27 protein-coding genes, 1 pseudogene and 1 riboswitch are annotated in these 25,704 nt (G+C 69.2%); of the genes and pseudogenes, 11 read left to right on the forward strand and 17 right to left on the reverse strand.

Annotated features, from left to right (window positions below; genetic code table 11):
* Positions 1-17: 17 nt before the first annotated feature.
* From DEI98_RS11530 to gcvT, 8 genes are all read right to left on the reverse strand, one after another.
* Positions 18-524: a PH domain-containing protein gene (locus DEI98_RS11530; protein ID WP_071404172.1), complete on the reverse strand. Its 507-nt coding sequence runs from the start codon at positions 522-524 to the stop codon at positions 18-20.
* Positions 525-586: 62 nt separating this feature from the next.
* Complete coding sequence (locus DEI98_RS11535; protein ID WP_111100816.1) at positions 587-2,329, reverse strand: ABC transporter ATP-binding protein; 1,743 nt, start codon at positions 2,327-2,329, stop codon at positions 587-589.
* Positions 2,326-3,276: an ABC transporter permease gene (locus tag DEI98_RS11540; RefSeq protein WP_111022608.1), complete on the reverse strand. Its 951-nt coding sequence runs from the start codon at positions 3,274-3,276 to the stop codon at positions 2,326-2,328. Before DEI98_RS11540 ends, DEI98_RS11535 begins: the two co-directional genes overlap by 4 nt.
* On the reverse strand, positions 3,266-4,195 hold the full coding sequence (locus tag DEI98_RS11545) for an ABC transporter permease (protein ID WP_111022607.1): 930 nt from the start codon (positions 4,193-4,195) through the stop codon (positions 3,266-3,268). The genes DEI98_RS11540 and DEI98_RS11545 overlap by 11 nt, the downstream gene beginning before the upstream one ends.
* Positions 4,196-4,419: 224 nt before the next feature.
* A complete protein-coding gene (locus DEI98_RS11550; protein WP_111100817.1) occupies positions 4,420-6,045 on the reverse strand; it encodes an ABC transporter substrate-binding protein in 1,626 nt (541 codons plus the stop codon).
* A 487-nt stretch (positions 6,046-6,532) separates the two neighbouring features.
* Positions 6,533-9,454, reverse strand: a complete 2,922-nt coding sequence (gene gcvP, locus DEI98_RS11555) for an aminomethyl-transferring glycine dehydrogenase (RefSeq protein WP_111100818.1) — start codon at positions 9,452-9,454, stop codon at positions 6,533-6,535.
* Positions 9,451-9,828 (reverse strand): glycine cleavage system protein GcvH, encoded by a 378-nt coding sequence (gene gcvH, locus DEI98_RS11560; protein WP_017887079.1) that lies wholly within the window; start codon positions 9,826-9,828, stop codon positions 9,451-9,453. The genes gcvP and gcvH overlap by 4 nt, the downstream gene beginning before the upstream one ends.
* Positions 9,829-9,832: 4 nt before the next feature.
* Positions 9,833-10,966 (reverse strand): glycine cleavage system aminomethyltransferase GcvT, encoded by a 1,134-nt coding sequence (gene gcvT, locus DEI98_RS11565; RefSeq protein WP_111100819.1) that lies wholly within the window; start codon positions 10,964-10,966, stop codon positions 9,833-9,835.
* Positions 10,967-11,015: 49 nt separating this feature from the next.
* Positions 11,016-11,121, reverse strand: a riboswitch (glycine riboswitch).
* A 230-nt stretch (positions 11,122-11,351) separates the two neighbouring features.
* Here gcvT and DEI98_RS11570 point away from each other — a divergent pair.
* From DEI98_RS11570 to DEI98_RS11585, 4 genes are read left to right on the forward strand one after another with little or no spacing between them, the layout of a single operon-like run.
* Entirely contained in the window at positions 11,352-11,726 is a 375-nt protein-coding gene (locus DEI98_RS11570) for a BlaI/MecI/CopY family transcriptional regulator (protein WP_110864431.1), read from the forward strand.
* A gap of 13 nt (positions 11,727-11,739) precedes the next feature.
* Positions 11,740-12,477: a M56 family metallopeptidase gene (locus DEI98_RS11575; protein WP_071404179.1), complete on the forward strand. Its 738-nt coding sequence runs from the start codon at positions 11,740-11,742 to the stop codon at positions 12,475-12,477.
* Between the two features lie 37 nt (positions 12,478-12,514).
* Complete coding sequence (locus DEI98_RS11580) at positions 12,515-12,997, forward strand: FBP domain-containing protein (RefSeq protein ID WP_027464546.1); 483 nt, start codon at positions 12,515-12,517, stop codon at positions 12,995-12,997.
* Positions 12,994-13,248, forward strand: coding sequence for a hypothetical protein (locus DEI98_RS11585; RefSeq protein ID WP_017887084.1), 255 nt, complete (start codon positions 12,994-12,996; stop codon positions 13,246-13,248). The genes DEI98_RS11580 and DEI98_RS11585 overlap by 4 nt, the downstream gene beginning before the upstream one ends.
* Before the next feature lie 46 nt (positions 13,249-13,294).
* Here the strand turns inward: DEI98_RS11585 and DEI98_RS11590 are convergent, their stop codons facing one another.
* Complete coding sequence (locus DEI98_RS11590; protein ID WP_111100820.1) at positions 13,295-14,179, reverse strand: LysR substrate-binding domain-containing protein; 885 nt, start codon at positions 14,177-14,179, stop codon at positions 13,295-13,297.
* A gap of 68 nt (positions 14,180-14,247) precedes the next feature.
* Here DEI98_RS11590 and DEI98_RS11595 point away from each other — a divergent pair, with 68 nt between their 5' ends.
* Positions 14,248-14,736, forward strand: a complete 489-nt coding sequence (locus tag DEI98_RS11595; RefSeq protein ID WP_111100821.1) for a GNAT family N-acetyltransferase — start codon at positions 14,248-14,250, stop codon at positions 14,734-14,736.
* An 80-nt stretch (positions 14,737-14,816) separates the two neighbouring features.
* On the forward strand, positions 14,817-15,002 hold the full coding sequence (locus DEI98_RS11600; RefSeq protein ID WP_017887087.1) for a hypothetical protein: 186 nt from the start codon (positions 14,817-14,819) through the stop codon (positions 15,000-15,002).
* Positions 15,003-15,030: 28 nt separating this feature from the next.
* Here DEI98_RS11600 and DEI98_RS11605 read toward each other — a convergent pair whose 3' ends face one another.
* Positions 15,031-15,411, reverse strand: coding sequence for a hypothetical protein (locus DEI98_RS11605; protein ID WP_111100822.1), 381 nt, complete (start codon positions 15,409-15,411; stop codon positions 15,031-15,033).
* 148 nt (positions 15,412-15,559) lie between these two features.
* Complete coding sequence (locus DEI98_RS11610; protein ID WP_071404186.1) at positions 15,560-16,747, reverse strand: MalY/PatB family protein; 1,188 nt, start codon at positions 16,745-16,747, stop codon at positions 15,560-15,562.
* A gap of 112 nt (positions 16,748-16,859) precedes the next feature.
* On the opposite strand from DEI98_RS11610, the gene DEI98_RS11615 reads away from it, so the two are divergent.
* Complete coding sequence (locus tag DEI98_RS11615) at positions 16,860-17,636, forward strand: isocitrate lyase/phosphoenolpyruvate mutase family protein (protein ID WP_111100823.1); 777 nt, start codon at positions 16,860-16,862, stop codon at positions 17,634-17,636.
* 144 nt (positions 17,637-17,780) lie between these two features.
* Here the strand turns inward: DEI98_RS11615 and DEI98_RS11620 are convergent, their stop codons facing one another.
* Together DEI98_RS11620 and DEI98_RS11625 are read right to left on the reverse strand one after the other, a co-directional pair.
* Positions 17,781-19,652: an amidase family protein gene (locus DEI98_RS11620; RefSeq protein ID WP_111094733.1), complete on the reverse strand. Its 1,872-nt coding sequence runs from the start codon at positions 19,650-19,652 to the stop codon at positions 17,781-17,783.
* The gene (locus DEI98_RS11625; protein WP_111100824.1) at positions 19,649-20,458 is read right to left on the reverse strand and encodes a hypothetical protein; all 810 of its coding nucleotides are present in this window, start codon (positions 20,456-20,458) and stop codon (positions 19,649-19,651) included. The genes DEI98_RS11620 and DEI98_RS11625 overlap by 4 nt, the downstream gene beginning before the upstream one ends.
* Positions 20,459-20,597: 139 nt before the next feature.
* On the opposite strand from DEI98_RS11625, the gene DEI98_RS11630 reads away from it, so the two are divergent.
* Together DEI98_RS11630 and DEI98_RS11635 are read left to right on the forward strand one after the other, a co-directional pair.
* On the forward strand, positions 20,598-21,209 hold the full coding sequence (locus tag DEI98_RS11630; RefSeq protein WP_111100825.1) for an HD domain-containing protein: 612 nt from the start codon (positions 20,598-20,600) through the stop codon (positions 21,207-21,209).
* A 272-nt stretch (positions 21,210-21,481) separates the two neighbouring features.
* Entirely contained in the window at positions 21,482-21,769 is a 288-nt protein-coding gene (locus tag DEI98_RS11635; RefSeq protein WP_017887091.1) for a hypothetical protein, read from the forward strand.
* A gap of 84 nt (positions 21,770-21,853) precedes the next feature.
* Here DEI98_RS11635 and DEI98_RS11640 read toward each other — a convergent pair whose 3' ends face one another.
* Positions 21,854-22,318, reverse strand: a complete 465-nt coding sequence (locus DEI98_RS11640) for a phage tail protein (RefSeq protein ID WP_111094730.1) — start codon at positions 22,316-22,318, stop codon at positions 21,854-21,856.
* 80 nt (positions 22,319-22,398) lie between these two features.
* On the opposite strand from DEI98_RS11640, the pseudogene DEI98_RS18905 reads away from it, so the two are divergent.
* Positions 22,399-22,584, forward strand: a pseudogene (locus tag DEI98_RS18905) (helix-turn-helix domain-containing protein); the annotation flags it as partial.
* 30 nt (positions 22,585-22,614) lie between these two features.
* Entirely contained in the window at positions 22,615-22,884 is a 270-nt protein-coding gene (locus DEI98_RS18910; protein ID WP_258370815.1) for a nucleotidyltransferase family protein, read from the forward strand.
* Positions 22,885-23,085: 201 nt separating this feature from the next.
* Here DEI98_RS18910 and DEI98_RS18380 read toward each other — a convergent pair whose 3' ends face one another.
* Genes DEI98_RS18380 through ychF form a run of 3 tightly spaced genes read right to left on the reverse strand, consistent with a single transcriptional unit; the run spans position 23,086 to position 25,659 of the window.
* The gene (locus DEI98_RS18380) at positions 23,086-24,195 is read right to left on the reverse strand and encodes a hypothetical protein (RefSeq protein WP_146243508.1); all 1,110 of its coding nucleotides are present in this window, start codon (positions 24,193-24,195) and stop codon (positions 23,086-23,088) included.
* Positions 24,182-24,568 carry a hypothetical protein gene (locus DEI98_RS18385; protein WP_146243509.1) on the reverse strand — a complete coding sequence of 129 codons (387 nt, stop codon included), beginning with the start codon at positions 24,566-24,568 and terminating at the stop codon, positions 24,182-24,184. Before DEI98_RS18385 ends, DEI98_RS18380 begins: the two co-directional genes overlap by 14 nt.
* 17 nt (positions 24,569-24,585) lie before the next feature.
* Positions 24,586-25,659: a redox-regulated ATPase YchF gene (gene ychF, locus DEI98_RS11660; RefSeq protein ID WP_111100829.1), complete on the reverse strand. Its 1,074-nt coding sequence runs from the start codon at positions 25,657-25,659 to the stop codon at positions 24,586-24,588.
* Between the last annotated feature and the right edge of the window lie 45 nt (positions 25,660-25,704).

Below are 25,704 nucleotides of genomic sequence, written 5' to 3' on the forward strand. Positions count from 1 at the left end.
CGCGATCGCGAGCCGCGTCAGGCCCCCAGCCACAGGCTGAGCAGCGAAGCGGCGAGCAGCGCCAGCGCCGCTGCGCCGACCGCCAGGGCCGGCACGTCCCAGCCGCGCACGGCGTCGCCGGCGCCGGTGCCGTCGCGGTGCTCGGACCAGCGGTCGAGCAGCACCGTCATCTCGTCGGGCTGTCGCAGGACGGCCCGCTCACCGCGCCGGGCCGGTTTCGGCCGCGGCAGCGACGGCCCACCCCAGCACTGGACCTTCCGGCCGGCGACCGTCTCGATCACGATCTGCCAGCGGAGCCGGACGTCGGCGACGGCCTGCCACGGCACCACGGTGCGGCGGAGCGGGTTGACCACGGTGACCGCGCGCTCGTCGATGACGATGCACGGGCGGTAGGTCAGGACCCAGAGCGCCCAGACGAGCACGGCGATCGGGCCGGCGGCACGGAGGACGACGTCCCAGCTCCCCCGGAACGCCGCATCGCCGAGCAGGAACAGGCCCAGGACGGCGACGAGGCCGGACGCCACCGCGCCCCCGCGACCAGCGCGGAGGACGACGGGGCGTCCGGCCTCGTTCGTGTCCAGGTGGATCAGCGTCCGAACTCGAACCCGGCGCCGGGGATGGCGGCCAGGAGGTCCTTCGTGTACTGCTCCTTCGGGGCGGCGAAGACCTCGTCGGTCGTCGCCTTCTCGACGATCTGCCCACGGCGCATGACGCACACGTTGTCCGCGACGAGGCGGACGACCGCGAGGTCGTGCGTGATGAACAGGTAGGTCAGGCCGAGCTCGGTCTGCAGCTCGGTGAGCAGGTCGAGGATCTGGCCCTGCACGAGCACGTCGAGCGCGGAGACTGCCTCGTCGAGGACGATGACCTCCGGCTTGAGCGCCAGCGCGCGGGCGACGGCGATGCGCTGTCGCTGGCCACCGGACAGCTCGTTCGGGTAGCGGTTGACCATCGACTTCGGCAGCGCGACCTGGTCGAGCAGCTCCAGCACCCGGGCGCGACGCGAGGCCTTGTCGCCCACCTTGTGCGTGGCGAGCGGCTCGGCGATCGTGTTCCCGACGTTGTACATCGGGTCCAGGGAGCCGTACGGGTCCTGGAACACCGGCTGCACGCGGCGGCGGAAGTCGAAGAGGTCCTTGCCCTTCAGCGCGCCGATGTCGATGCCGTCGAACTGCACGGTGCCGCTCGTGATGCTCTCGAGCTGCAGGACGAGCTTCGCGACGGTCGACTTGCCCGAACCGGACTCGCCGACGAGCGCCGTGGTGGTGCCCTTCTGGATCGAGAACGACACGTCGTCGACGGCCTTGAGCTCGCGGGTGGCGAGGCTCTTGCCGCGCAGCTTGTAGACCTTCTCGAGGTTCTTCACCACGATGAGGTCCTCGGCCGGACGGTGCTCGCGCTCCTGGGCCCGGGCGATCAGCTCGGCGTCGTCGTTGCCGGCGTCGGCGATGTCGACGCGCGCGTGCTGCACCTTCGACTGGATGCGACGGCTGGCCAGCGACGGGGCCGCCGCGACGAGCCGCTGCGTGTACGGGTGCTGCGGGTTGGCGAGGATCTCCTTCGAGGGACCGGCCTCGACGACCTGGCCCTTGTACATCACGACGAGCTTCTCGGCGCGCTCGGCGGCGAGGCCGAGGTCGTGCGTGATGAACAGCACCGAGGTGCCGAAGTCGCGGGTCAGGCTCTCGAGGTGGTCGAGGATGACGCGCTGGACGGTCACGTCGAGCGCGCTCGTCGGCTCGTCGGCGATGAGCAGCTGCGGGCGGCTCGACAGACCGATGCCGATGAGCACGCGCTGGCGCATGCCGCCGGAGAACTCGTGCGGGTACTGCTTCAGGCGGGTCGAGGCGTCGCCGAGGCCGGCCTCCTGCAGGACCTCGACAGCACGGTCACGGACTGCCTTCTTGCCGGTCGCCATGCCGTTCGCACGGATCGCTTCTTCGACCTGGAAGCCGATCGACCACAGCGGGTTGAGGTTCGACATCGGGTCCTGGGGGACGTAGCCGATCTCCTTCCCGCGGATCTCCGACATCTCCTTGTCGCTCAGCCCGACGAGCTCGCGCCCGTTGAACTTGATCGAGCCACCGGTGACCTCACCGGTGCCGGGGAGCAGCTTGATGATCGCCTGGGCGCTCGTCGACTTGCCCGAACCGGACTCGCCGACGATGGCCAGGCGCTCGCCCTGCTCGAGGGTGAGGTTGACGCCGCGGACGGCCTGCACGAGGCCGCCCTGGGTCTTGAAGCCGACCTGCAGGTCGGTGATCTCGAGCAGCGGGGCGCCGGAACCGCCGGTGCGGCTGCTGTTCGTCTGGGTCAGTGTCTCGCTCATCGGCGGGCCCTCGCCTTCGGGTCGAGCGCGTCGCGCACCACGTCACCGAGGAGCAGGAACGCGAGCACGGTGATGGACAGGGCTGCCGACGGCCAGAAGATCGTCGACGGTGCCGTTCGGATCGAGACCTGTGCGGTTCCGATGTCGAGGCCCCAGCTGAGCGCTGAGTCCGGGAGCCCGATGCCGAGGAACGACAGGGTCGCCTCAGCCACGATGAACGTGCCGAGCGACACCGTCGACACGACGATGACCGGGGCCACGGAGTTCGGGATCACGTGACGGACCAGCGTCTTGAAGCGGCTCACGCCGAGCGCGGCCGAGGCCATCACATAGTCGGACTGCTTCGCGCTGAGCACGGCACCACGCATGATGCGAGCGATCTGCGGCCAGGCGAACGCGGCGAGGACCAACGCCACTGTGATCGCGTTCCGCGCCGGGATGACCGACATGATCACGATTGCGCCGAGCACGGTGGGGATGGAGAAGAAGATGTCCGCGATGCGGGACACGATCGTGTCGAGCCATCCGCCGTAGAAGCCGGCGAGAGCGCCGATGATGACACCGACGATCGTGACCAGCACCGTGGCGACGATGCCGACGATCAGCGAGTTCCGTGCACCCCAGATGACACGTGAGTACACGTCGTAGCCCTGGCGGTTGTACCCGAAGATGTGGCCTGCTTCCGAGCCTTCGTTGCTCTTGGCGAGGATCGCCTTCCTCGGGTCGATGTGCGTGAAGAGGCCAGGGAACAACGCCACGACGATGATGAGCAGGATGAGCACGGCGGACACCCAGAACATCGGGCGGACACGCATGGAGTCCCAGGCATCGGTCCAGGTGGACCGGGTCTTCTCGTTCTCGTCGACCTGGTCGACCGCTTGGAGCGGGGTCTCCTCGATCGGAGCGACGTAGTGCGTCGCCGAGCGGGATGCGGCGTTACTTGGCATAGCGGATCCTCGGGTCCAGGACGGCGTAGAGCAGGTCGACCAGGAGGTTGGCGAGCATGAAGATGATGACCATCACGGCGACGAACGACACGACGGTCGGTCCTTCGCCGAGCTTGACGGCCTGGAACACCGTGCCACCCACACCGTGGATGTTGAAGATGCCCTCGGTCACCACGGCGCCGACCATCAGGTTGCCGATGTCGACACCCAGGTACGTCACCACGGGGATGAGTGAGTTGCGGAAGATGTGCACGCCGACGACACGACGACGGGGCAGGCCCTTGGCCGTCGCGGTGCGGACGAAGTCAGCACTCATGTTCTCGGCGACGCTCGCGCGCGTCAGACGCACGATGTACGCAAACGACACCGAGGCGAGCACGATCGCGGGCAACACGAGTTCGTCCCACGGCGCTTCGCCGGACACCGTCACCCGGAACAGTCCGAGGTTGATGCCGAAGACGTACTGCAGCAGGAACCCGACGACGAAGGTCGGGACCGAGATGAGCAGCAGCGACACGACGAGTGCGGTGGCGTCGAACAGCTTGCCCTTGCGCAGACCAGCGATGACACCGACGACGATGCCGGCGACCGATTCGAACAGCAGCGCCAGGATCGCCAGACGGGCGGTGATCGGGAACGCCGAGGCGAGCTGCGAGCTGACCGGCAGACCCGAGTACGTCACGCCGAGGTCGCCGCGGAACACGCCGCCGATCCAGAGCAGGTACTGCACGATGAACGGCTTGTCGAGGTTGTACTGCTGTCGCAGCTGCTCGATCACCTGCGGTGTCGGCTGGCGGTCGCCGAACAGCGCGGCGATCGGGTCGCCGGGCAGCGAGAAGACCATGAAGTAGATGAGGAACGTGGCCCCGAAGAACACGGGGATGAGTTGCAGGAGGCGCTTGCCGAGGTACCAGAGCATCAGATCACTGCCCGGTCCGGAGCGATGTCGATCAGGTTCATTGTGGTGAGGGGTGGACGGTCCGAGGGTCGGCACGGAAGTCCGGTGCGGGAGGGCGCCCGCGGTGTGGGGGAAGGTCTTACCGCCGCGGTACGGGGGTTCGGGGGCCATGTGGCCCCCGAACCCCCGTCCGGTGGTCGCGAGGCAGGATACCTGCTCGCGTGGTGGTCTCTACGAGACCAGGGTCAGTTCTTGACCTCGACGTCGTAGTACAGCGGCACCGAGTTCCAGCCGAACTTGACGTTCGACACCTTGTCCGCGTTCCAGACACCGGTCACGTTGGAGTACCAGAGCGGGATCTCGGGCAGGTCCTCGAACAGGAGTTCCTGAGCCTGGTCGAAGATCTTGTTGCCCTCTTCGACAGTTGCTGCCGAACGGCCCTTCGCGAGCAGCTCGTTGTACTCGGCCGAGTCGTAGCGCGCGTAGTTGCTCGACGAGCCCTTGCCCATGGTCGGGCCGAGGAAGTTGTACAGCGAGGGGTAGTCGGCCTGCCAACCGGTGCGGCTGCCGCCCGTGAGCTTGTCGTTCGTCTGGAGGTCGAGGGCCTCCTGGAACGTCGGGATCGCGTTGCCTTCGGCCTTGATGCCGAGCGTGCTCGAGATCGAGTTCGTGACCGCGGTCACCCATGCCTGGTGGCCACCATCGGCGTTGTACGTGATGGTGAGGGTGTCGTCGTACTTCGAGATCTTGTCGGCCTCGGCCCAGAGCTTCTTGGCCTCGGACTTGTCGTACTCCAGGACGTCAGAGCCCTCGAGGTCGTCGTTCCAACCGGCGATCACCGGCGAGGTGAAGTCCTTGGCCGGGGTGCGGGTGCCGTCGAAGATCTTGTCGGTGATCTCCTTGCGGTTGATCGCCATCGAGACGGCCTCGCGACGGAGCTTGCCCTCTTCACCCTTCCAGTGGTCCAGGTAGTAGGGCAGGTAGATGCCCTGGAAGATCGCGGCGGGCTGGTTGACGTTCGAGTCCGGGAAGTCGGACTTGTACGTCTGGAAGTTGGCGTCCGGCACGGCGTCGAGGACATCGAGGTTGCCGCCCTGAGCATCCGCGTAGGCGGTGTCCTGCGAGGTGTAGAACGTGATCGTCAGACCACCGTTCTTCGGCTTGCGCTTGCCCTCGTAGTCCTTGTTGGCGACGAGCTTGATGGACTGGTTGTGGGTCCAGGCCTTCTTGCCGTCGAGCTTGTACGGACCGTTGCCGATCGGGTTCTCACCGAACGCCTTGGTGTCGTCGTAGAACGAGGACGGCAGCGGCACGAAGGCCGAGTAGCCGAGCGAGAGCGGGAAGTCCGACTGTGCCGACTTCAGCTTCACGGTGAACTCGTCGTCGTTCACGACCTTGAGGCCGGTGAGCTCGGAGTCCTTCTCGGCGTTGTACCCCTCGATGTTCTCGAAGAAGTACGAGGCGCTCTGCTTGTTCGAGAACTGGGCCGCCCAGTTCCACGCCTTCGTGAAGGACTCGGCGGTGACCTTCTCGCCGTTCGTGAAGGTGTAGCCCGTGTTCAGTTTGATGTCGAAGGTCTTCGAGTCATCGGTGTCGATGCTCTTCGCGACCTCGTTGACGGGCTTGCCGTCGGCGTCGTACGAGACGAGGCCCTCGAACAGCGAGTCGATGACCTTGCCGCCACCGGTCTCGGTGGTGTTCGACGGGATGAGGGGCTTCTGCGGCTCACTCCCGTTCGTGGTGACGATCCCGGACGCGTTCGCCGAGCCCGAGCCACCCCCGTCGGAGCTGTTGCTGGAGCAGGCGGTCAGGGCGAGTGCTGTGGCCCCGAGCACGGCGAGGGCGGAAAGCCCGGCGCGCTTCTTGATCAAGGTTCCTCCTGGTGCATGGGACGCGCAGGGCACAGCGGTGTCGCCCGGGCGCGTTTGACCTTTGCAGCGTAGGCAAGGTGAACAGCGGCGTCCAAACCCAGGGGCGAACGGTTACACGCCGGTAACCAACTTGCACGATCCTTGCGAGAAGATGCAACATTCGCGCGCGTGCCGGTGAAGGGTGCGTTTTTGTTGCATCCGCATGAAATCCATTGCACTCCGTCACACTTCTGTGCAAGTCGGGGGACGGCCGAGCATCGCTCAGGGGTACGGCTCGGGGGCCGCGTCGAGCGGTCAGGACATGCCGTGGGTGGCGCGCCGAGTGGTCACGAACTGTCGGTTGGCGCGGGTCCGGACGACGGTTCGTGACCGCACGGCGGAACTGCGCGGGGTGCCGTGACCAGCCGGGACACGACCGTGCCCCGCCCGGAGGACCGGACGGGGCACGGAGCGCACGGCGACGACGGGGTGTCGGCGCCGGTCGGGATCAGGCGAACGCCTCGATCGGCGGGCAGGCGCACACCAGGTTGCGATCCCCGTACGCCTGGTCGATGCGACGCACCGGCGGCCAGTACTTCCGGCCGCTGATGCCCGGCAACGGGTAGACGGCCTGCTCGCGGGTGTAGGCGTGCGCCCACTCCCCCGAGATGACCGACGAGGCGGTGTGCGGCGCGTGCACGAGCGGGTTGTCGTCCGCCGGCCACTCCCCGCGCTCGACCGCTGCAGCCTCGGCCCGGATCGCGAGCATGGCGTCGACGAAGCGGTCGAGCTCGGCGAGGTCCTCGCTCTCGGTCGGTTCGACCATGAGCGTGCCCGCCACCGGGAACGACATCGTCGGCGCGTGGAACCCGTAGTCGACCAGGCGCTTCGCGACGTCGTCGACCGTGATGCCGGTGGTGTCGCGCAGCGGGCGGAGGTCGAGGATGCACTCGTGCGCGACCAGTCCGTCGTCGCCCGTGTACAGCACGGGGAACGCATCACGCAGACGAGCGGCGATGTAGTTCGCCCCGAGGACCGCGGCCTCGGTCGCACGGGTGAGGCCCTCGAGCCCCATCATCCGGACGTACGTCCACGTGATCGGCAGGATGCTCGGGCTGCCGTACGGCGCCGCACTGACCGGGCCGCCGGCGTGGGCCAGGCGGTCGTCCGCCTCGGCGGCGGTCGCGCCGGAGCGCCGGTCGGCCTGCTGCGCGAACGGGTGGCCGGGCAGGAACGGTGCCAGGTGTGCCTTCGCGGCGACGGGTCCCACGCCGGGGCCGCCACCGCCGTGCGGGATGCAGAAGGTCTTGTGCAGGTTGAGGTGCGACACGTCGCCCCCGAAGTCGCCGAAGCGGGCGTGGCCGAGCAGCGCGTTGAGGTTCGCGCCGTCGACGTAGACCTGGCCGCCGGCGTCGTGCACGGCGTCGCAGATCTCGCGGATGTCGTGCTCGTAGACGCCGTGGGTGGACGGGTACGTGATCATCAGGGCCGCGAGGGTGTCGGCGTTGGCGGTGACACGGGCCCGGAGGTCCTCGAGGTCGACGTTGCCGTTCTCGTCGCAGGCCACCACGACGACCTTCATGCCGGCGAGCACCGCGGACGCCGCGTTCGTGCCGTGCGCGCTCGACGGGATGAGGCAGACCGTCCGGTCCTCGTCGCCACGAGCCTGGTGGTACCCACGGATGGCCAGCAGGCCGGCGAGCTCGCCCTGGCTGCCGGCGTTCGGCTGTAGGGACACGGTGTCGTAGCCAGTGACCTCGGCGAGCCACGACTCGAGGTCGCCGATCATGTCGAGGTACCCCTCGACGTCCTCGCGCGGTGCGAACGGGTGGATGTTCGCGAACTCCGGCCAGGTCACGGCGGCCATCTCGGTCGCCGCGTTGAGCTTCATCGTGCAGCTGCCGAGCGGGATCATGCCGCGGTCGAGCGCGTAGTCCTTGTCGGACAGGTGCTTGAGGTACCGCATCATGCGGGTCTCACTGCGGTGTGCGCTGAACACGGGGTGCGTCAGGTAGTCGCTCTCGCGCTGCAGGGCGGCCGGGAGGCCCGTGGCCGCGTCGCGCACGGCGGTCTCGGTCGCGGGGACGGTCACGTCCACCGCCCCGAGCACGTTCGCCAGCGCCACGACGTCGTCGGGCGTGGTCGTCTCGTCGACGGACAGCTGGAACGTGTCGGCGTCCACGACGTGCAGCAGGTAGCCGGCGTCCTGCGCTGCCGCGACGATCGCCTCGGCGCGACCGACGGCCCGCAGGGTGAGCGTGTCGAAGAAGGCGTCGTGCACGACCTCGACCCCGGCGTCACGCGCCACGGCGGCGAGTGCACCGGTGGTCCGCGCGACCCGACCGGCGATGAACCGCAGGCCCTCGGGCCCGTGGTACACCGCGTACATCGAGGCCATCACGGCGAGCAGGACCTGCGCGGTGCAGATGTTGCTCGTCGCCTTCTCGCGGCGGATGTGCTGCTCGCGGGTCTGCAGGCTGAGGCGGTAGGCCATCTGACCGTCGGCATCGAAGGACACCCCGACCAGGCGACCGGGGAGCTGGCGCTCGAGGCCGGCGCGCACCGCGAGGTAGCCGGCGTGCGGGCCGCCGAAGCCGAGCGGGACGCCGAAGCGCTGGCTCGTCCCGACGGCCACGTCGGCACCCAGGTCGCCGGGGCTGGCGAGCAGGGTCATCGCGAGCAGGTCGGCCGCGACGACGGCGATGCCGCCACCGGCGTGGACCCGCTCGATGACGGACGACGGGTCGACGATGCGGCCCGAGGCGCCCGGGTACTGCAGGATGACGCCGAACGCGCCGTCGAGCTGGTCGTCGCTCGGGCCGTCGGCAGCGTCGAACGCGCGCAGCGTGATGCCCACGGCGTCGGCACGGTGGTCGAGCAGTGCACGGGTCTGCGGCAGCAGGTCGGCGTCGACGAGGAACGCGTCGCCCTTGACCTTGGACGCGCGGCGGGCGAGGAGCATGCCCTCGACCACGGCGGTGCCCTCGTCGAGCATCGAGGCGCCGGCGGTGGCCATGCCGGTCAGGTCGGACACCATCGTCTGGAAGTTGATGAGCGCTTCGAGGCGGCCCTGCGAGATCTCCGGCTGGTAGGGCGTGTACGCCGTGTACCAGCTCGGGTTCTCGAGCACGTTGCGCTGGATCACCGCGGGCGTGTGGGTGCCGTGGTAGCCGAGGCCGATCATGGCGCGGCGGACGGTGTTGCGGCCGGCCTTCGCGCGGAGTTCGGCGAGCGCCTCGGTCTCACCGACGGCGGCCGGGATCACCGGGTCGGCGACGGGGCCGACGTGGATGGACTCCGGGATCGCCGCACGGACCAGGGCGTCGAGCGACGGCTGCCCGACGACGTCGAGCATGGCCTGCTGGTCAGCCGGGGTGGTGCCGATGTGGCGGTCGGCGAAGGACGTCTGGAGGTTCTCGAACGCGGTCATGCGATGGAGGCCCGGTACGCGTCGTGGTCCATCAGGTCCTCGGGGAACGAGGTGCCGTCGACCTTGATCTTCACGAGCCAGCCGGCACCGAACGGGTCCTGGTTGACGGTGTCGGGGGTGTCGACGACGGCGTCGTTGACCTCGACGACCTCGCCCTCGATCGGGGCGAAGAGCTCGCCGACGCTCTTGGTCGACTCGATCTCGCCGATCTGGTCGCCAGCGGTGGTGGCGGTGCCGACGGCGGGGAGCTCGACGTAGACGACGTCACCGAGCTGCTCGGCGGCGTGGTCGGTGATGCCGACGGTGACGGTGTCGCCCTCGACGAGCAGCCACTCGTGGTCGGCCGTGTACTGGAGTGCGGTCTGGTCGGTCATGGGGTCAGCCTTTCGAGGCGCGGCGGTAGAAGGGGAACGCGGAGACCGTGCTGGGGACGGCAGTTCCGCGGACGTCGATGTGGAGGACCTGTCCCTCGGCGGCGAGCGCCGGGTCGACGAAGGCCATCGCGACGGGGTGTCCGAGCGTCGGCGAGAGCGCACCCGAGGTCACGGTGCCGACGATCGTGCCGTCGAGCACGACGTCGTAGCCGGCCCGGGGAGCACGACGCCCCTCGGTCACCAGGCCGACGAGCACCCGGGCGCCCTCGGACGGGGTGACCCCCGCAGCACCGACGAAGTCGCCGTCCTTCGCCACGACGCGGCCGAGCCCGGCCTGGGCCGGACGGACGTCGGTGCCGAGCTCGTGCCCGTACAGGGGCATGCCGGCCTCGAGCCGCAGGGTGTCCCGCGCGGCCAGCCCGGCGGGCACGACCCCGCGGTCGGCTCCGGCCTCGAGCAGGGCGTCCCAGAGCACCGGGGCGGTGTCGGGGTCGCTGTAGACCTCGAAGCCGTCCTCGCCCGTGTACCCGGTCCGCGCGACGAGCACGTCGGCACCGTCGAACACCGCGTGCAGCACGCGGTAGTAGCCGAGTTCGTCGAGCGAGTTCTCGGGCTGCAGGCGGTCGGCGACGACGAGCGCGTCGAGCGTGCCGGCAGCCGCGGGGCCCTGGATCGCGACGAGGGCCGTGGTGTCGGAGTCGTCGGAGACCTCGACGTCGAAGCCGTCGGCCCGGGCGGTGAGCGCGGTGACGGCAACGTCGCGGTTGGACGCGTTCGCGACGACGAGGAAGACATCGTCGTCGGTCCGGTACACGACGAGGTCGTCGAGGATCCCGCCGTCCTCGGCGAGCAGCAGCGAGTACTTGGCGCGGCCGATGGGCATCGTGCCGAAGGACCCGGCGAGCGCGTGGTCGAGGAAGGCGACGGCATAGCTGCCGGTCACCCCGATCTCGGCCATGTGCGACAGGTCGAAGACCCCGGCGGCCTGGCGCACGGCGTGGTGCTCGGCGAGGTCCGACGAGTAGCGCACGGGCATGCGGTACCCGGCGAAGTCGGTGAAGGTCGCACCGGCGGCCTCGTGCACGGCTTCGAGCGGCGACGAACGCTGACCCGGCGTGGGCAGTGGGGACGGACTCATGGCGGAGTTCTCCTGGCATCGGCAGGGCCCGGCGACGATCGCCGGGTGGAACTCCCCCTCTGTCATGGGCCTGAGAGTTTCACCGCGGCCCGTGAGGTCCGGCGGCTTTCACCGTGGGCGAGACGACCGAGCGTCTGCTTTTCAGAGTGGCCTGTCCGCTGCGGTGTGGGACCTGAGAGATTGACGGGGGGATTGCTCCTTCGGTGCCATGCGTGCGCCCGAGGGCACGATGTACCCAGAAGCACGACGTACCCGGAGGCACGTGCACGGCGTCTCCCGCGACGGATGAACGGCCGGTGTGTTCAGTTGTCCGCGACGAGCATACCGAGGCCGCGTTTCGAGCGTGTGTCGCGAGCGAGCCTTCGACATCTCGTAGAATGCGGGGATGGCCGGACAACGATCGCGCCCCCGCGGGCAGCTGGAGCAGGCGGTGCTCGATGCCCTCCGCTCCGCCGACTCCGGGCGCACCGCACGCCAGGTGCTCGACGCGTTCCCGGAGCCCCGCCCCGCGCTGACGACCGTCCTCACCGTGCTCGACCGCCTCGGCCGCAAGGGCCAGGTGGAACGGGAGCAGCACGACGACGCTCCCCTGACGTTCCGCGCCGTGCACAGTCGCGACGAGCAGACCGCGTCGCTGATGTCGAGCGCGCTGGCCGCGTCGTCCGACCGCGAGGCGGCGCTGCTGCAGTTCACCGGCTCGCTCGCCTCGGACGACCTCGAGGCCCTGCGCCGCGCCCTCGACGCCCGCGCCCGCTCCTGACCGGCTGCGCACCGTGGTCGTCGCCGGCATCGCGCTCATCGTCCTCGCACTCGCGGTGGTGGTGTTCGCGCCCCGGGTCCTGACCCGTTCCGCCTGGACGATCGACCTGCCCCGCACCGCGCTGGTCTGCTGGTCGGTCGCGGTCCTGCTCGGCGTCGTCGGCTTCGTGGCCGGCATCACCCTCGTGGTGCTCGCGGACCGTCCGGTCACCGAGCTGTTCGGCGGGGACGGCTCCCCCACGCACGGCTTCAACGTCGGCGTCGCGCTCCTCGCGGTCGTCGCGTTCGTCGTCGCGGTCCGGGTGCGCCCCGGCCCGGAACACGAGGCCGTCCGCCAGGCGATGCGTTCCGGCGTCGCCCCGCACCGCGAGATCGACGGCACCCCCGTCGCCGTCGTCGAGGCCGACCACGCACTGGCGTGCGCCGTGCCGGGTCGGAGCGGTGGCGTCCTCGTCAGCACCGGCTTGGCAGACCGGTTGCGCACCGACGAACTGGAGGCCGTGGTCGCCCACGAACGCGCCCACCTGACCCAGCACCACGCGGCTGCGGTCGCGGTCGCCGAATCGATCGAACGTGCGGTCCCGTGGGTGCCCGGTGCGCGCGCCATGGCGCGGTCGACGCGTGTGCTCGTGGAGTTCGCCGCGGACGACGCGGCGGCCCGTCGCGTCGGACGCGACGCCCTGCGCCGGGCGGTGCTGGTGGCGGACGGGAGCAGCGCGCTCGGGGCGATCCGCGCCTCCAGGCTGTCGTAGCGCCCCTGTCGGAGGCGAGGAATAGGGTGTCAGCACCGTGAAGCCACTGACCGAAGCCGACATCCGATCGTCGTTCGTGAACGCCACCCCCGACGAACTCGCACAGCTGCCCATCCCGGGCCTGCACGAGACACTCTGGGACGAACGCGAGTTCCTGGGCTGGCGCGACCCGCAGGCCGCCCGCCGCGGGTACATCGTGTCCTGGATCGACGAGCGCCCCGTGGGCATCGTCGTCCGGTCCGCCGGTGGCTCGCTGCGCCCCGGCATCGCCGCGATGTGCTCGTTCTGCCACTCGCCGCAGCCCGCGACCCAGGTCCGGCTGTTCTCCGCCGCGCGTGCCGGTGAGTCCGGGCGCAACGGCAACACGATCGGCACGTACATCTGCGAAGACCTCGGATGCCCGATGCTGATCCGCACCGCGCCCCCGCACCTGAACCCGCCCGCGACCATCGCGATGCGTGGTGCCTCCCTGCTGCAGCGCGTGCAGAACTTCACCGCGGACATCACCAAGACGGCGTGAGCCGGTTCGGCACCGCCCGCTGGGCCGTGGTCGAGGAACTCGGCGACGGACGGTGGCGGCTGACGCTGCGGGACGAGGCCGACGACGAACTCGGCGCGTTCGGTCTGGGCGTCGAGGGGCCGTGGGACCCCGACGTCGAGCCGCACGTCGGGTTCGTGCTCGTCCAGCTCGGCTTGACACTGCGCGGGGCTCGGCCGTGGCGCATCGACGAACTCGGTGACCACCGGGCGCCCGTGCTGTCGCTCGGCTGAGCGAGGACGCCCGACCGGCGTCCGCTCGCGCACCCGGCCCGCTCGGTCAGTCCGCGGCGACGAAGTTGCGCAGGATCTCGCGGTCGTCGTCGGCGCGCATCGCCCAGGCGAGCTCGCTGCGGTGGTCGCTGCCCTCGAGGGGCAGGAGCGCCACCGTGTCGGGTGCGGCGAGCGCAGCACTCTCCGGCACCACCGTGACACCGAGGCCCACCCCGACCAGGTGGAGCACGGTCGCCCAGGTCGTGGCCTCCTGCACGATGACCGGGCGGCGGCCACCGGCGGTGACCGGTGCGAGGTTGCGCTCGGTCGCCAGGCCCCCCGCGACGGCCGGGAAGAACACGAACGGCTCGTCGACCAGTTCGGTGCCGCGGATGTGGTCCCGATCCGCCAAGCGGTGGCCGCGCGGCACGGCGGCCACGAAGGCCTCGGACCGGAACGGCAACAGCCGCACGGCGGGGTCCGGGTCGGCATCGCGGACGACGGCGAGGTCGAGTTCGCCACGGACGATCCGGGCGAGCAGGGTCGACGAGTACCCCTCGGTCAGTTCCACCCGGACCAGCGGGTAGCGCTCCCGGAACGCCTGCACGCGTTCGATCGGACCGAGGGGCAGCGCGGAGACGACGAACCCGACGTCGAGCCGACCGACCTCGCCCCGACCGACCCGCACCGTCTCGTCGAGGTCCCGTCGCACCTGCCCGAGCAACGACCGCGCCCGGCCCTGCAGCACCCGGCCGGCGGCGGTCAGGGCGACGCTGCGGCTGGTCCGGACGAACAGGTCGACCCCGAGCGCGCGTTCGGTGCGCCGGATCTGCTGGGACAGCGCGGGTTGGGCGATCCGCAGCTGCTCGGCAGCACGGCCGAAGTGCAGCTCGTCGGCGACGGCCAGGAACGCCCGCAGCTGCCGGAGGTCGACGTCCGGTTCTCGATCCATGCACACAGGCTATCGATCAGCGCGAACGAGTATTGGACGTGACTGCATCATCGATCGAGGATTGATGCATGCCCGAAGCGACCTCCACCGTCACCATCGCTGACCTCGCCACCCACGCGGACGCCGAGGCGTTCCGCACGCTCAACGAGGCGTGGATCACCCGGTACTTCACCCTCGAGGACGAGGACCGCGTGTTCCTCTCCGATCCCGTCGGCCGCGTCGTGGAACGGGGCGGGGCCGTCCTGGTCGCCCGGCTCGACGACCAGGTCGTCGGGTGCATCGGGGTCGTGCCCACGATCCCCGGCGTGTTCGAGCTCGTGAAGATGGCGGTCTCCCCCGACCACCAGGGGCACGGCACCGGGCGGAAGCTCATCACCGCTGCGCTCGACCGGGCGCGCGAACTCGGCGCACGCCGCATCGACCTGGAGAGCAACGCACAGCTCGCCAGCGCCGTGCACCTGTACGAGGCGTTCGGGTTCCGGCACCTGCGCGAGGACGAGGTCGCCCCGAGTCCGTACGTGCGAGCCGACGTGCACATGACCCTCGACCTGCACTGACGTTCGACCTGCGCTGACGTTCGACCTGCACCGCCGTTCGACCTGCACTGACGGCGGCCCGGTCCCGGTACGCTCGCGGCATGGCGACGTACGAGGTGCAGGCGGTCCGCGAGGCCGGCGCGTGGCAGGTCTTCATCGACGGCTTCATGGTGACCGAGGTGTCCCGGTGGCCGTCCGTCGGGTTCGTGGCCCGCGAGCTCCTCGCGATGGACCGTGACGACGACCTGCGCATCCGCGTCGTCGGCCGCAACCAGTACGTGGCCTGACCGCAGCGGAGCGCGATGACCAGGTCGGTCAGCGAGCCGCGGCGACCAGCTGTTGTGCTCGCTGGTGCGAGACGTGGAGCAGTGGTCCGATCTCACGCACCGTGAGCCCGGACTCGTGCAGGACCAACGCCGCGGCGGCCGTCTCCTTTGCCGCCTCGATGCGTGCGCGCTCGGACTCCTCGCGGAGCGCGACCGCCCGATCCAGGTGCGCCTGCGCCGCTTCGGGGATCGCCACCTCGACGACGAGTTCGAAGGACTCCGGATCGCGGTCGTCGTTCATCAGCGAGAGCCAGTCGCGGGCCATCAGCTCGATCTCTCGTTCGCGCTTCGCCTGCGTCCGGATGACGCCGTCGATCCAGATCACCCAGTACTTCCCGTCGCGCTCGGCGCGAACAGTGTGTCGGCTCATTCCCGGCCTTCTCCCCGTCGTTGACTCGGCCGATCGCGTAAACCGGTCCACGAGTTCCGCGCGCTTCACGCTACGCGTCCAATCGGGATTGGGCAAAGCTGTCTACTCGAAGTAGACAAGACCTCTCGGCTGGGTCAGCGGCATGCACTCAGGCGACGTGCCAGACCAGCCCTTCCTGCGCGCTCGACGGGTACGCCGAGGCGATCCGGAACACGGCCTCGCGCAGGGTCTCCGGTGAGCACGCCAGGTTGAGCCGGACGAACCCGCGCCCCTCGGACCCGAACCCCAGCCCGGAGTTGAGCGCGACGTACGCGTTCTCACGCAGCGGCACCGCCGGGTCGTCGCCGAGGCCGATGCCGCGGAAGTCGAGCCACGCCAGGTACCCGGCGCGCGGCCGCGTGTAGACGACCCCGGGCAGGTGCTCGGCGAGCAGCTTGGCGAGCAGCCGGTCGTTCGCCACGATGCGCGCCACGACGTCGTCCAGCCAGTCCGTCGCCAGGGTGAACGCCGCCAGGTTCGCGTGCAGCCCGAGGATGCTCGTGCGGCAGGCGACCTCCTCCCACAGGGTGTCGAGGAGCGCGGCGGTCCGGGGATCGCCAGCGACGATGACCGAGCACTTCACACCGGCGAGGTTCCAGCCCTTGCTCGCCGAGGTCACGCACACGCTCCGGGCACCGAGCGGCTCGGCGACGGCGGCGAACGGGGTGAACTGCACGCCGGGGTGGGTCAGGGGCGCGTGGATCTCGTCGCTGATGACGAGGACGTCGTACTTCGCAGCGAGTTCGGCGATCGCGACGAGGTCGGCCCGGTCGTGCACGAGCCCGACCGGGTTGTGCGGGTTGCAGAGCAGGAAGACGCCGACCCCGCCGGCGAACGCCCGCTCGAGGCCCTCCAGGTCGAGCCGGTACTGCCCCCACTGCTCGAGCAGCGGGACCTCCTCGACCTGACATCGGGCCTCTTCGACGAGCTCGAAGAACGGCGGGTACACCGGCGGTGTGATCGCGACTCGGCCGCCGTCAGGCAGCGCGAGCCGGAGCGACTCGACGATCCCGACGCTGACGTCGGTGGCCAGGTGGATCCGCGACGGATCGATCTGCCAGCCCCAGCGGTCCAGCGCGAACTGCGCGAACGCGGGAGCGAGCGGACCGGGGCCGTCGAGGTACCCGAGGTCGGACTGCGAGACCCGTTCGATCAGGGCCTGCCGGATCGCCGGCGCGACGTCGTGGTCCATCTCGGCGACGAACAGGGGCAGCACGTCGGGCGCGTACCGCGTCCACTTGATGCTCGTCCGGACCCCGCGGAGCGTGCCGACCGGGTCCTGCTCGTCGCTCGCCATGCGTCCCAGCATGCCCCTGCCAGGAGGCCCGGCGCGACTCCCGACGTCATCCCACGTCGTCTTCGGGTGGGGTGACGGCCGGGGGCCGCCCCGTCGGCCTACTGTCGGCAGCATGAGCACGAGCACCGCCGACAAGGCCGTCACCCTGAAGCAGCTGCACGAAGCCCCCGAGATCCTGCGCGTCGTGAACGTGTGGGACGCGATCACCGCCAAGGTCGTCAGCGACCTGCCCGGCACGAAGGCGATCGCCACCGCCGGGCACTCGATCGCCGCCTCGTACGGGTACGAGGACGGCGGGATGTCCCTCGACCTCGCCCTGTCCGGGGCGGCGATCGTCGCCGCAGCCACGGACCTCCCGGTCACCGCCGACCTGGACGACGGCTACGAGGACCCCGCCGAGACGATCCGCCGCGCCATCGGCTCCGGCATCGTGGGTGCCAACGTCGAGGACCGGCTGCGTCCCTTCGACGAGGCCGTCGCCCGCGTCGCCGCGATCACCGCAGCGGCACAGGCCGAGGGCGTCGACTTCCAGCTGAACGCCCGCACCGACGCGATCGTGCGCGGCGGCGAGCGCCCGGTCGACGAGAGCATCGAGGACGCGATCGCCCGCGGCAAGGCGTTCCTGGACAACGGCGCCGCCCTGGTCTTCGTGCCCGGCGCGGTCGAGCGTTCCGTGGTCGAGCGACTCGTCGCCGGTCTGGGCCGCGGCAAGCTCTCGGTCATCGGCCTGCCCGGCGCCCTGCCCGCCGCCGAGTACGAGGCGCTCGGCGTCGCCCGCATCTCCTACGGCCCGCTCACGCAGCGGGTCGCGCTGCGCGCGCTCCGCGACCTGGCGACCGACCTGTACGCCGACGGCGTCGTGCCGGAGGACACCCCGACCCTGAACTGACGGAGCAGACGGACGGGAGGCCCGTGGCCAGCTGGCACCCCCTCCCTCGCAGGCTCGGTCGGCGCGCCCCGCGCAACGCTTCGCGTTGCCGTTGAGCGGGGCGCGCCCGTCCGTCCTGTGGTCACGTCACGCGACCCGCTCAGCTCAGCCGAGCGCCGGGTACAGCGCGGGCGTGGTGCGCGCGTGCGTCTCCTGCTCGAAGGCGTAGCCGAGGCCGATGACCGTGCTCTCGTCGAAGGAGCGGCCGAGGAACTCCAGGTTCACGCCGGCACCGGTGATGGTGTTGTCGGCAGCGGTCGCCTGGCCCATCGGGACGGTGATCGCCGGCATGCCGGTGTTCGGGCTGAGGCGCATGTTCGTCGACTGCGTGCCGTACGGCGTGCCCGACGGGTAGACGAGCGCGTCGAGGTCCTGGTCGTCGAGCATCTGCGTCACGAGCTGCTTGCCGGTGGCGAGCTGCGTCGTGTGCGACCCCGTCGGTCCGGCCCACGCCTGGTACTGCGTGTCGGTGATCAGGTCGCGCGACTGGTAGGTGCTCTTGCGGCTCGGCACGTACTCACCCGAGGCCAGGATGCCCTGCAGGGAACGCGCGGTGACGTCGGGGTCGAGGTGCTTCGCGACGTACTCGTCCAGGTCGTGCTTGAACTCGTTCGTGCTGCCGCTGCCCTCGGACAGGACCCGGTTGAAGGCCGTCGTCGCGGTGATCGGGACGACGGTGGCACCGGCGGCCTCGAGCTTCGCGACGGAGGCGTCGAACAGGCGCTTCGTCGTGGCGTTCGTGCCGACCATGCTCGTCACGTAGCCGATGCGGGCGCCCTGCAGTGAGTCGGCGTCGAGCGACGACGTGTACGACGTCGGCACCTTGCCGGCCTGCGCAGCCGTCGCCGGGTCCGCCGCGTCCACGCCGGTGACTGCGTCGAGCGCGACCGCCGCGTCGGTGACCGAGCGGGTGATCGGGCCGCCGGTGTCCTGCGACAGGGCGAGCGGGATGATCCCGTCACGGCTGGTCAGTCCGACCGTGGGCCGGATGCCGACGAGCTGGTTGTACGTCGACGGCACGCGGATCGAGCCGCCGGTGTCGGTGCCGAAGCCGATCCCGGCGAGGTTCGCGGAGATCGCCGCACCGGTGCCGCCGCTCGAGCCACCGGCCGTCTGCGCCGTGTTGTACGGGCTGGCGACCAGGAGCGACGAGCCGGCGGGCTGGTTCGACGAGAACTCGGAGACGAAGCCGAAGGCGAACTCGTCGAGGCTGGCCTTCGCCAGGATCACGGCGCCGGCGTCGCGGAGGCCGGTGACCATGGCGGCGTCGGTGTCGGTTTGGTTGTCGTCCCAGCAGCCGCAACCACCGGTGGTCGGCATGTCCTTCGTGTCGTAGTTGTCCTTCACCGCGATCGGCACGCCGAGCAGCATGCTCGTCATCCCGTGCTCGGCGCGCTCGGCGTCCGCGGTCTTCGCGGCGGCCAGGGCGTCGGCGTTGGTGGTGACGATCGAGTTGAGCGCGCGCCCGGTCGACGCGGTGTCGGCCTTCGTGCGGTCGTACGCGGCGATGCGGTCGAGGTAGTCCTGCGTGATCGCGACCGACGTGGTGACGCCGGCGTTCATCGCGGCCTGCATGTCGATGGTCGACGACTCGACGAGCTGGAACGGGCCGTCGTCGTAGATCATCCGCTGGGACAACCCGGCCAGGTCCGCGACGGTGATGGTGCCGTCGGCGTCGGTGTCCGCGGCGCTGACCGTCGCCCAGTCGGTGCTCACGGTCGTCGCACCGAGGTGGTCGGTGAGCACGGCGAGGTCGGCATTCGTCACCTGGTCGTCGCCGGTCAGGTCGAGGTCCGTGTAGTACGGCGCGAGCATGGCGGCGGGGCTGGCGTCGACGGCTGCGGGTGCTGCAGCGGCCGTGATCGCGGGGGTCGCGGCGAGGACGGTGCCGACGAGGGCGATGAGCGATGCGCCGGCGACGGTGGTGCGCTTCTTGCTGGAGGCCCGCTTCGTGGCGGCCTGCTTCGTGGCGGTCATGCGGAGGCTCCGGTGCGGTCGCGGCGGGCACGACGGGCCCGCAGGGTGATCAGGGTGCCGCCGGCTGCGAGCAGGGCGATGGACGCGGCGATCCACGGCGCGACGTCGGCGCCGGTCCAGGCGAGGTCGCCTCCGGTCGGACGGTCGTCCCCGCCGGCTGCCGCCACGGCGGTGGCGCCGCTGGTCGGGTCGGTGCCCGGGGTGGTCGGGTCGCCGGGGACGCTGGGGCCACCCGTGCCGCCACCGGCGCCGGGCTGCGTGGTCGCTCCCGGGGTCGGCGTGGCCGTCGGCGCGGTGGTCGCGGCCGCGGCGACCACGACGGTGGTGCTCGCCGGGTCGTCGAGGGTCGTCGACGTGCCGTCGGAGCCGACGAGGGTGACGCTCGTGACGTCGAGGTCGACGCTGCCGACCGCGGTCGGGGTCAGCGAGATCGAGGTGGCCAGGTCGCCGTCGAGTGCCGGCGAGGTGCCGAGGCGGGTGTGCACGATCGTCAGGGCGTCGGCGTCCTGCTCGACAGTGTCGAAGCCGCCGTCCGGGCCGGTGACGCTGTCGTCCCGGTACTCCACCGAGTCGGCCTCGAGGGTGATCTCGTAGGCGTAGACGTCGGCGGTGTCCGGGATCGTCAGGTCGACGTCGAACGCCGTGCCGACGGTCACGGTGGCCGGGGCGTCGATGGTGGCGGTGGTCGCGGTGGGCGCTGCCTGGGCCGGAGCGGCCGTCAGGACGGCGAGGCCGAACGCCCCGGCGGCGACGAGCGTCGAGGAGACGATCGTCGCGCGTGGGCGCAGCCGTGGTCGGTGCTGCATGGGCGCAGTTCCTTCGGGTGGGGTGGAGGGGTGCTGAGCGGGTACTCAGTGAACCGAAAGCTAACGGGGCGCTGTTTCCGGTTCTGGCCCGGCACGTTTCCGCCCCGTTACGGCTCGTCCCTGCCGCTACTGTCGTGCCATGTCGCTCGACGTCGAAGCCCTGCTCACCCCGCCCTCCCCCGTCGCGGCACGCGCGCTGGAGGTCGTCCGGGCGTGGTCGGAACCCGCCCTCGTCAACCACTGCCTGCGTTCGTGGGCATGGGCCGTCCTGCTCGCCCCGACGGTCGGCCTCGAACCGGACCCCGAGCTGCTCTTCGTCGCGACGATGCTGCACGACCTCGGCGTCACCCCGTCGTTCGACGCCCACCGGGTGCCCTTCGAGGACGCCGGCGGCGCGGTCGGCTCGGTCTTCGCGCTCGGTGCCGGGTGGGACGCCGTGCGAGCCCGTCGGGTCGGCGAGATCATCGAGCGGCACATGTGGCGGTCCGTCGACCCGGGGCTCGACGCCGAGGGGCACCTGCTCGAGGTGGCGACCTCGCTCGACGTCTCCGGAGTCGGCTTCGACAGGTGGTCGTCGGACGACCTACGGGACGTCACGGCCGCGCTGCCCCGTCTGGACTTCTCGGCGTCGTTCGACGGGCTGATCCGCGAGCAGGCTTACCGCAAGCCGTCGTCCGCGGCCGCCCGCCTCGACGGCTCGGGCAACGTCGCCGCCGGCGGGGAGCGCTGGGCAGCGTTCCTGGCGTCCTGACGCTCGGTCCGGTCGCTTGCTGGACTTCTCGGCGGGGTGGGCGTATAGTCTCTGGTTGGTGCACTGCAGCGAACCCATCTGACTCGCGCACACCAACCTCTCGACACCGACTCACCCGAGTCGCATTCCACTCGAGACACCGCTCGATCCGAACGGACGAGCTGCACGTTGAAACTCGACGTGCGCGCCCCGCACTCGATGCGTCGCGCTGGACTGAGACGTCCGCCGACACCGAGTCGCCCTGGCGCCGAATGACCAGGAAGTACAGCACCATGACCAGCAACGAACGAATCACCGTGTTCGGGACCGCACTCGCGGCCCCGACGATCACCCCCGACCGCATCGCCGAGTTCCCGGTGCGCGACGACCGCTCGCAGCGCGAGTACCTCGTCCGCATCGCGGCCGACGACCTGGGGACCTTCGTCACCCGGGGCACCCGGCTCGACGCCGTCGGCGAGGCCGGCTGGACCGTCCCGGGCCGCTCCTGGGCGGGCGAGGCCAGCCGCACCCTGCTGCAGGCACAGTCCGTGCAGGCGGGCGAGATGGCCCTCGCGGCCTAGGTCCCACCAGCACCACCACGAAGCGCCGCCGAGCACCTGCTCGGCGGCGCTTCGTCGTTCCCGGGGAAGCCCCGGTCCGACGCGTCAGTACTCGCCCTTGATCACGAAGAACGAGCCGCGGATCGTGCCCGCGAGCTTCGACCGCTGCCGGGCGAACTTGAACTTGTCGGCGAGCTCCTCCGGCACTTCCATGCCGTCGGAGAGCTTGAACCCGACCGCTCGTTTGCCGCCCGGTTCGAGTGTGTAGAGCACGTTGATCGCCAGGCCGGACTCGTAGAAGACGTAGGTCCAGCGGACGCCGTCGACCAGCGCTTCCGTGGCTTCGAGCGGCGGGGACGCGATCACGAGCCCCCGCTCCTCCACGAGCACGCGGGCGACGTACTCGACCAGCTCGGGAGCCTCGACGGCAGGACGTGTGGTGAGGTCGTGGTCGTACTTGTTCTTGAAGTAGCGGGCCTCGTTCGCACGGAGTCCGGCGAGCGCATCCACCACCGGCGAGGTCTCGAGCCCTACCGTGGAGACGTTCACGAAGTCGACGACGTACGGCATGGGGCCTCCTCGGGCACTCGCAAGGTCTGAATCTAGCCCCTCGGCTCCCTTCCGAAGCCAACGCGATCCACCTACAGTCGATGATCGTGACGGGAGCGACGACGCGAATCGAACGTGCCGCGGAACTGATCCGTGCTGCGCGCAAGGACATCGGGTTCTCGCAGGCCGACCTCGCCGAAGCCGCGGGAGTCAGGTTCCCGGAGATTTCCGACTACGAGAGCGGACGGCGCCGACCCACCCCAGAGTCGCTCGAGCGCATCCTCACAGCTGCTCGCACCCGACCGAGCATCCCGCTCATGGTCTTCGCCGCCACGATCCTCGACGAGGCAAAGCGCTTCCACATCGAGAACGTCCGCGTCTTCGGGTCGGCTGTTCGAGGTCACGACACCGAGCACAGCGACATCGACCTCTTGGTCAGCCTGGCGCCCGCGGCTTCGCTGTTCAACCTCGGCGGGTTCGCGGACGAGGTCGAGCGCCTCACCGGGTTCGAGGTGGACGTACTCACGGACGACCTCGCCGACGACGAGCACTTGGCTTACGTACTCGACGAAGCTGTGCCGCTCTGAACCCGACTCCCCGATTCACCTCTCGAGCACCCCGTGATCGCGAGCCTCAGTGTGCCCGCCCAAATCATCCGTCGGTTAAGCCAAACGACTTCCACAATCCCAGCGAGCGCTCAGAGAGCGCCATTCGAACTGTACGAGGTCTATCACACTAGAATCACGACCCACACGTGATCGGATTCATCTCGCTAAGACCAGACGCTTCTACTCAACCTCTTTTCGCACGCGGTTGACCGTATTCTCCCATTCATCCACCAGAAGAATGGCGTCTAGCATCTTTCTCACAGACGTCTGGATCAAAGTGACCGGCTGTCTCAAGGACCTACTCAATAGAGCAAGCGGAGTCACCGACGCCTCGAACTGCGAAAGTCCACTCATCGCCTCGCGTGAACTCGACGCAGTACTCACCAGGGAATCGAGGAATTCATCGAAAGAGTCGACCTCCGATGGCCAAGATTCCATGAAGTTGAGGATCGCACTTACTTCGGAGTCAACATCTCGCATCTTGTGGTCGAACGTGTCGGTTGCCTCCGCAAGCCGCTGAGCGCTTGGCAGTAAGGCCTGAGCAAATTCGTCGACGAGAGCGATCCGTTGGACCGTGGGCAACTCAACCGTCATGGCATTGTGGATCTTCGTTGTGTACTCGTTTGCAATCGCGCCCATGGTCGTGAGTATTTCCACAACACTATTTGTCGTATCGCTCAGGAATGGAAATGACTGCTCAATGTTCGCTATGCGCTCAATGAATCCATCCTGATCCACAGCCTCTGTGTCCGCTTGCTGTTTTTGAGACCGACGAGGACTCTCGTCGTTATCAGCAGCACCCGCTGCACCTAGCCAGACGCGCGTCGCAGTTACTGGATCACCCGCCCCCGCCAAGCCAACGTCGAGAGCCGCCTCAAGTTCTTTCCTGGCCTCGATCAGACCGCGCTCGGACCGAGAGAATTGAATCGTGCGTACCGCCAGCACATCGAAAGGAAGCTGACCAAACTCGCCGAGTTGGACGGTAAGCTTCGGCCGAGTATGCCGTAAGCCAAGCTCATACATAACATTGGGATTCGCACCAGTGAGATCGGCGATGACAACATCATCATCGCGGAGATGGCGAAAAATCTGCTCGTTGATTTCTCCGGTCGCCGCAATCTGGTCGGCGCGGACCGGCGACAGGGAGAATTTTTCGCACGCGGGAAGGATTACTTTCTCGTACACCTCCAGCGCGGTTTCATATACCTCACGTGCGGGAGATCCATACGCTGCAAACTTACTACCGATCGGTCCGATTACAAAAACCGAGTTAGCTTCAGTCGCTTCCACTATCACTTACCTCTTCCCGCATGCAGTCGAGGAGTCTCCCCGAATGGAGCACAGCATCGTGAGCCTCCTTATCGGTACAATGAGTCGCACTATATTGGCTCTTGCTCTTCATTCGCAGCGCTCCGGCGAGGTGGCCAGCGGCGCGTCCGTCCACCAGCCTGCGCAGTATCTTCACTGCAGCCTGATGATCTTGACGGTTCGGAATCGCGCCACCTTTGTGCACGATCAATGCGTCGCTGGCGTTGATCGCTGCAGAAGCAGCAAGGCTTGCCGCGGCGTCATGATACTGTCCAACGGCCAGGCTCGCGAGAAACTGAAATTCTTCTGCCTTCGCCCGCTTGACGCGAACCACTGCGTCCTCAGCTGACCCCACAATGGGACGCTACCGCATCAGTTGTTGAAGCGGAACTCCACCACGTCGCCGTCCTGCATGACGTAGTCCTTGCCCTCGATGCGGGCCTTGCCGGCAGCGCGGGCCTCGGCGATCGAGCCGGTGGCGACCAGGTCGTCGAACGAGATGACCTCGGCCTTGATGAAGCCCTTCTCGAAGTCGGTGTGGATGACGCCGGCAGCCTGGGGAGCCTTCCACCCCTTGCCGATCGTCCACGCACGGGCTTCCTTCGGACCGGCCGTCAGGTAGGTCTGCAGCCCGAGGGTGTCGAACCCGATGCGGGCGAGCTGGTCGAGGCCCGACTCGGTCTGACCGGTCGACTCGAGCAGTTCGGCGGCGTCCGCTGGGTCGAGGTCGATGAGCTCCGACTCGACCTGGGCGTCGAGGAACACGGCCTGCGCCGGGGCGACGAGCGCGGCCAGTTCGGCCTTGCGGGACTCGTCGGTCAGGATCGCCTCGTCGACGTTGAAGACGAAGATGAAGGGCTTGGCGCTGAGCAGGCCGAGCTCGGCGATCGGCGACAGGTCGATCTTCGTGGCGGACAGCAGCGTGCCCTGCTCGAGCGCGGCACGGGCTTCGCGAGCGGTCTCGAGCACGATCGGCTCGGTCTGCTTGAGCTTCACGGTCTTCTCGTACCGCGGGAGCGCCTTGTCGATGGTCTCCATGTCGGCGAGGATCAGCTCGGTGTTGATGACCTCGAGGTCGTCCTTCGGGGAGACCTTGTTCGCCACGTGCACGACGTCGTCGTCGGTGAAGCCGCGGACGACCTGCGCGATGGCGTCGGCTTCGCGGATGTTGGCGAGGAACTTGTTGCCCAGGCCTTCGCCCTCGCTCGCGCCCTTGACGATGCCCGCGATGTCGACGAACGACACCGGCGCCGGCACGGTCTTCTCCGAGTGGAAGAGCTCAGCGAGCTGGTCGAGCCGCGAGTCGGGCAGGTTCACCACCCCGACGTTCGGCTCGATCGTCGCGAACGGGTAGTTCGCGGCGAGGACCTGGTTCTTGGTCAGGGCGTTGAACAGGGTCGACTTGCCGACGTTCGGGAGACCGACGATTCCGATGGTGAGAGCCACGGAAGAAGAGCCTACCGGCGGCGGCCTGTCGGAGCCGACCCGGGC

The organism is Curtobacterium sp. MCLR17_034 (genome assembly GCF_003234485.1).
GTDB classification, from domain to species: Bacteria; Actinomycetota; Actinomycetes; order Actinomycetales; family Microbacteriaceae; genus Curtobacterium; species Curtobacterium flaccumfaciens.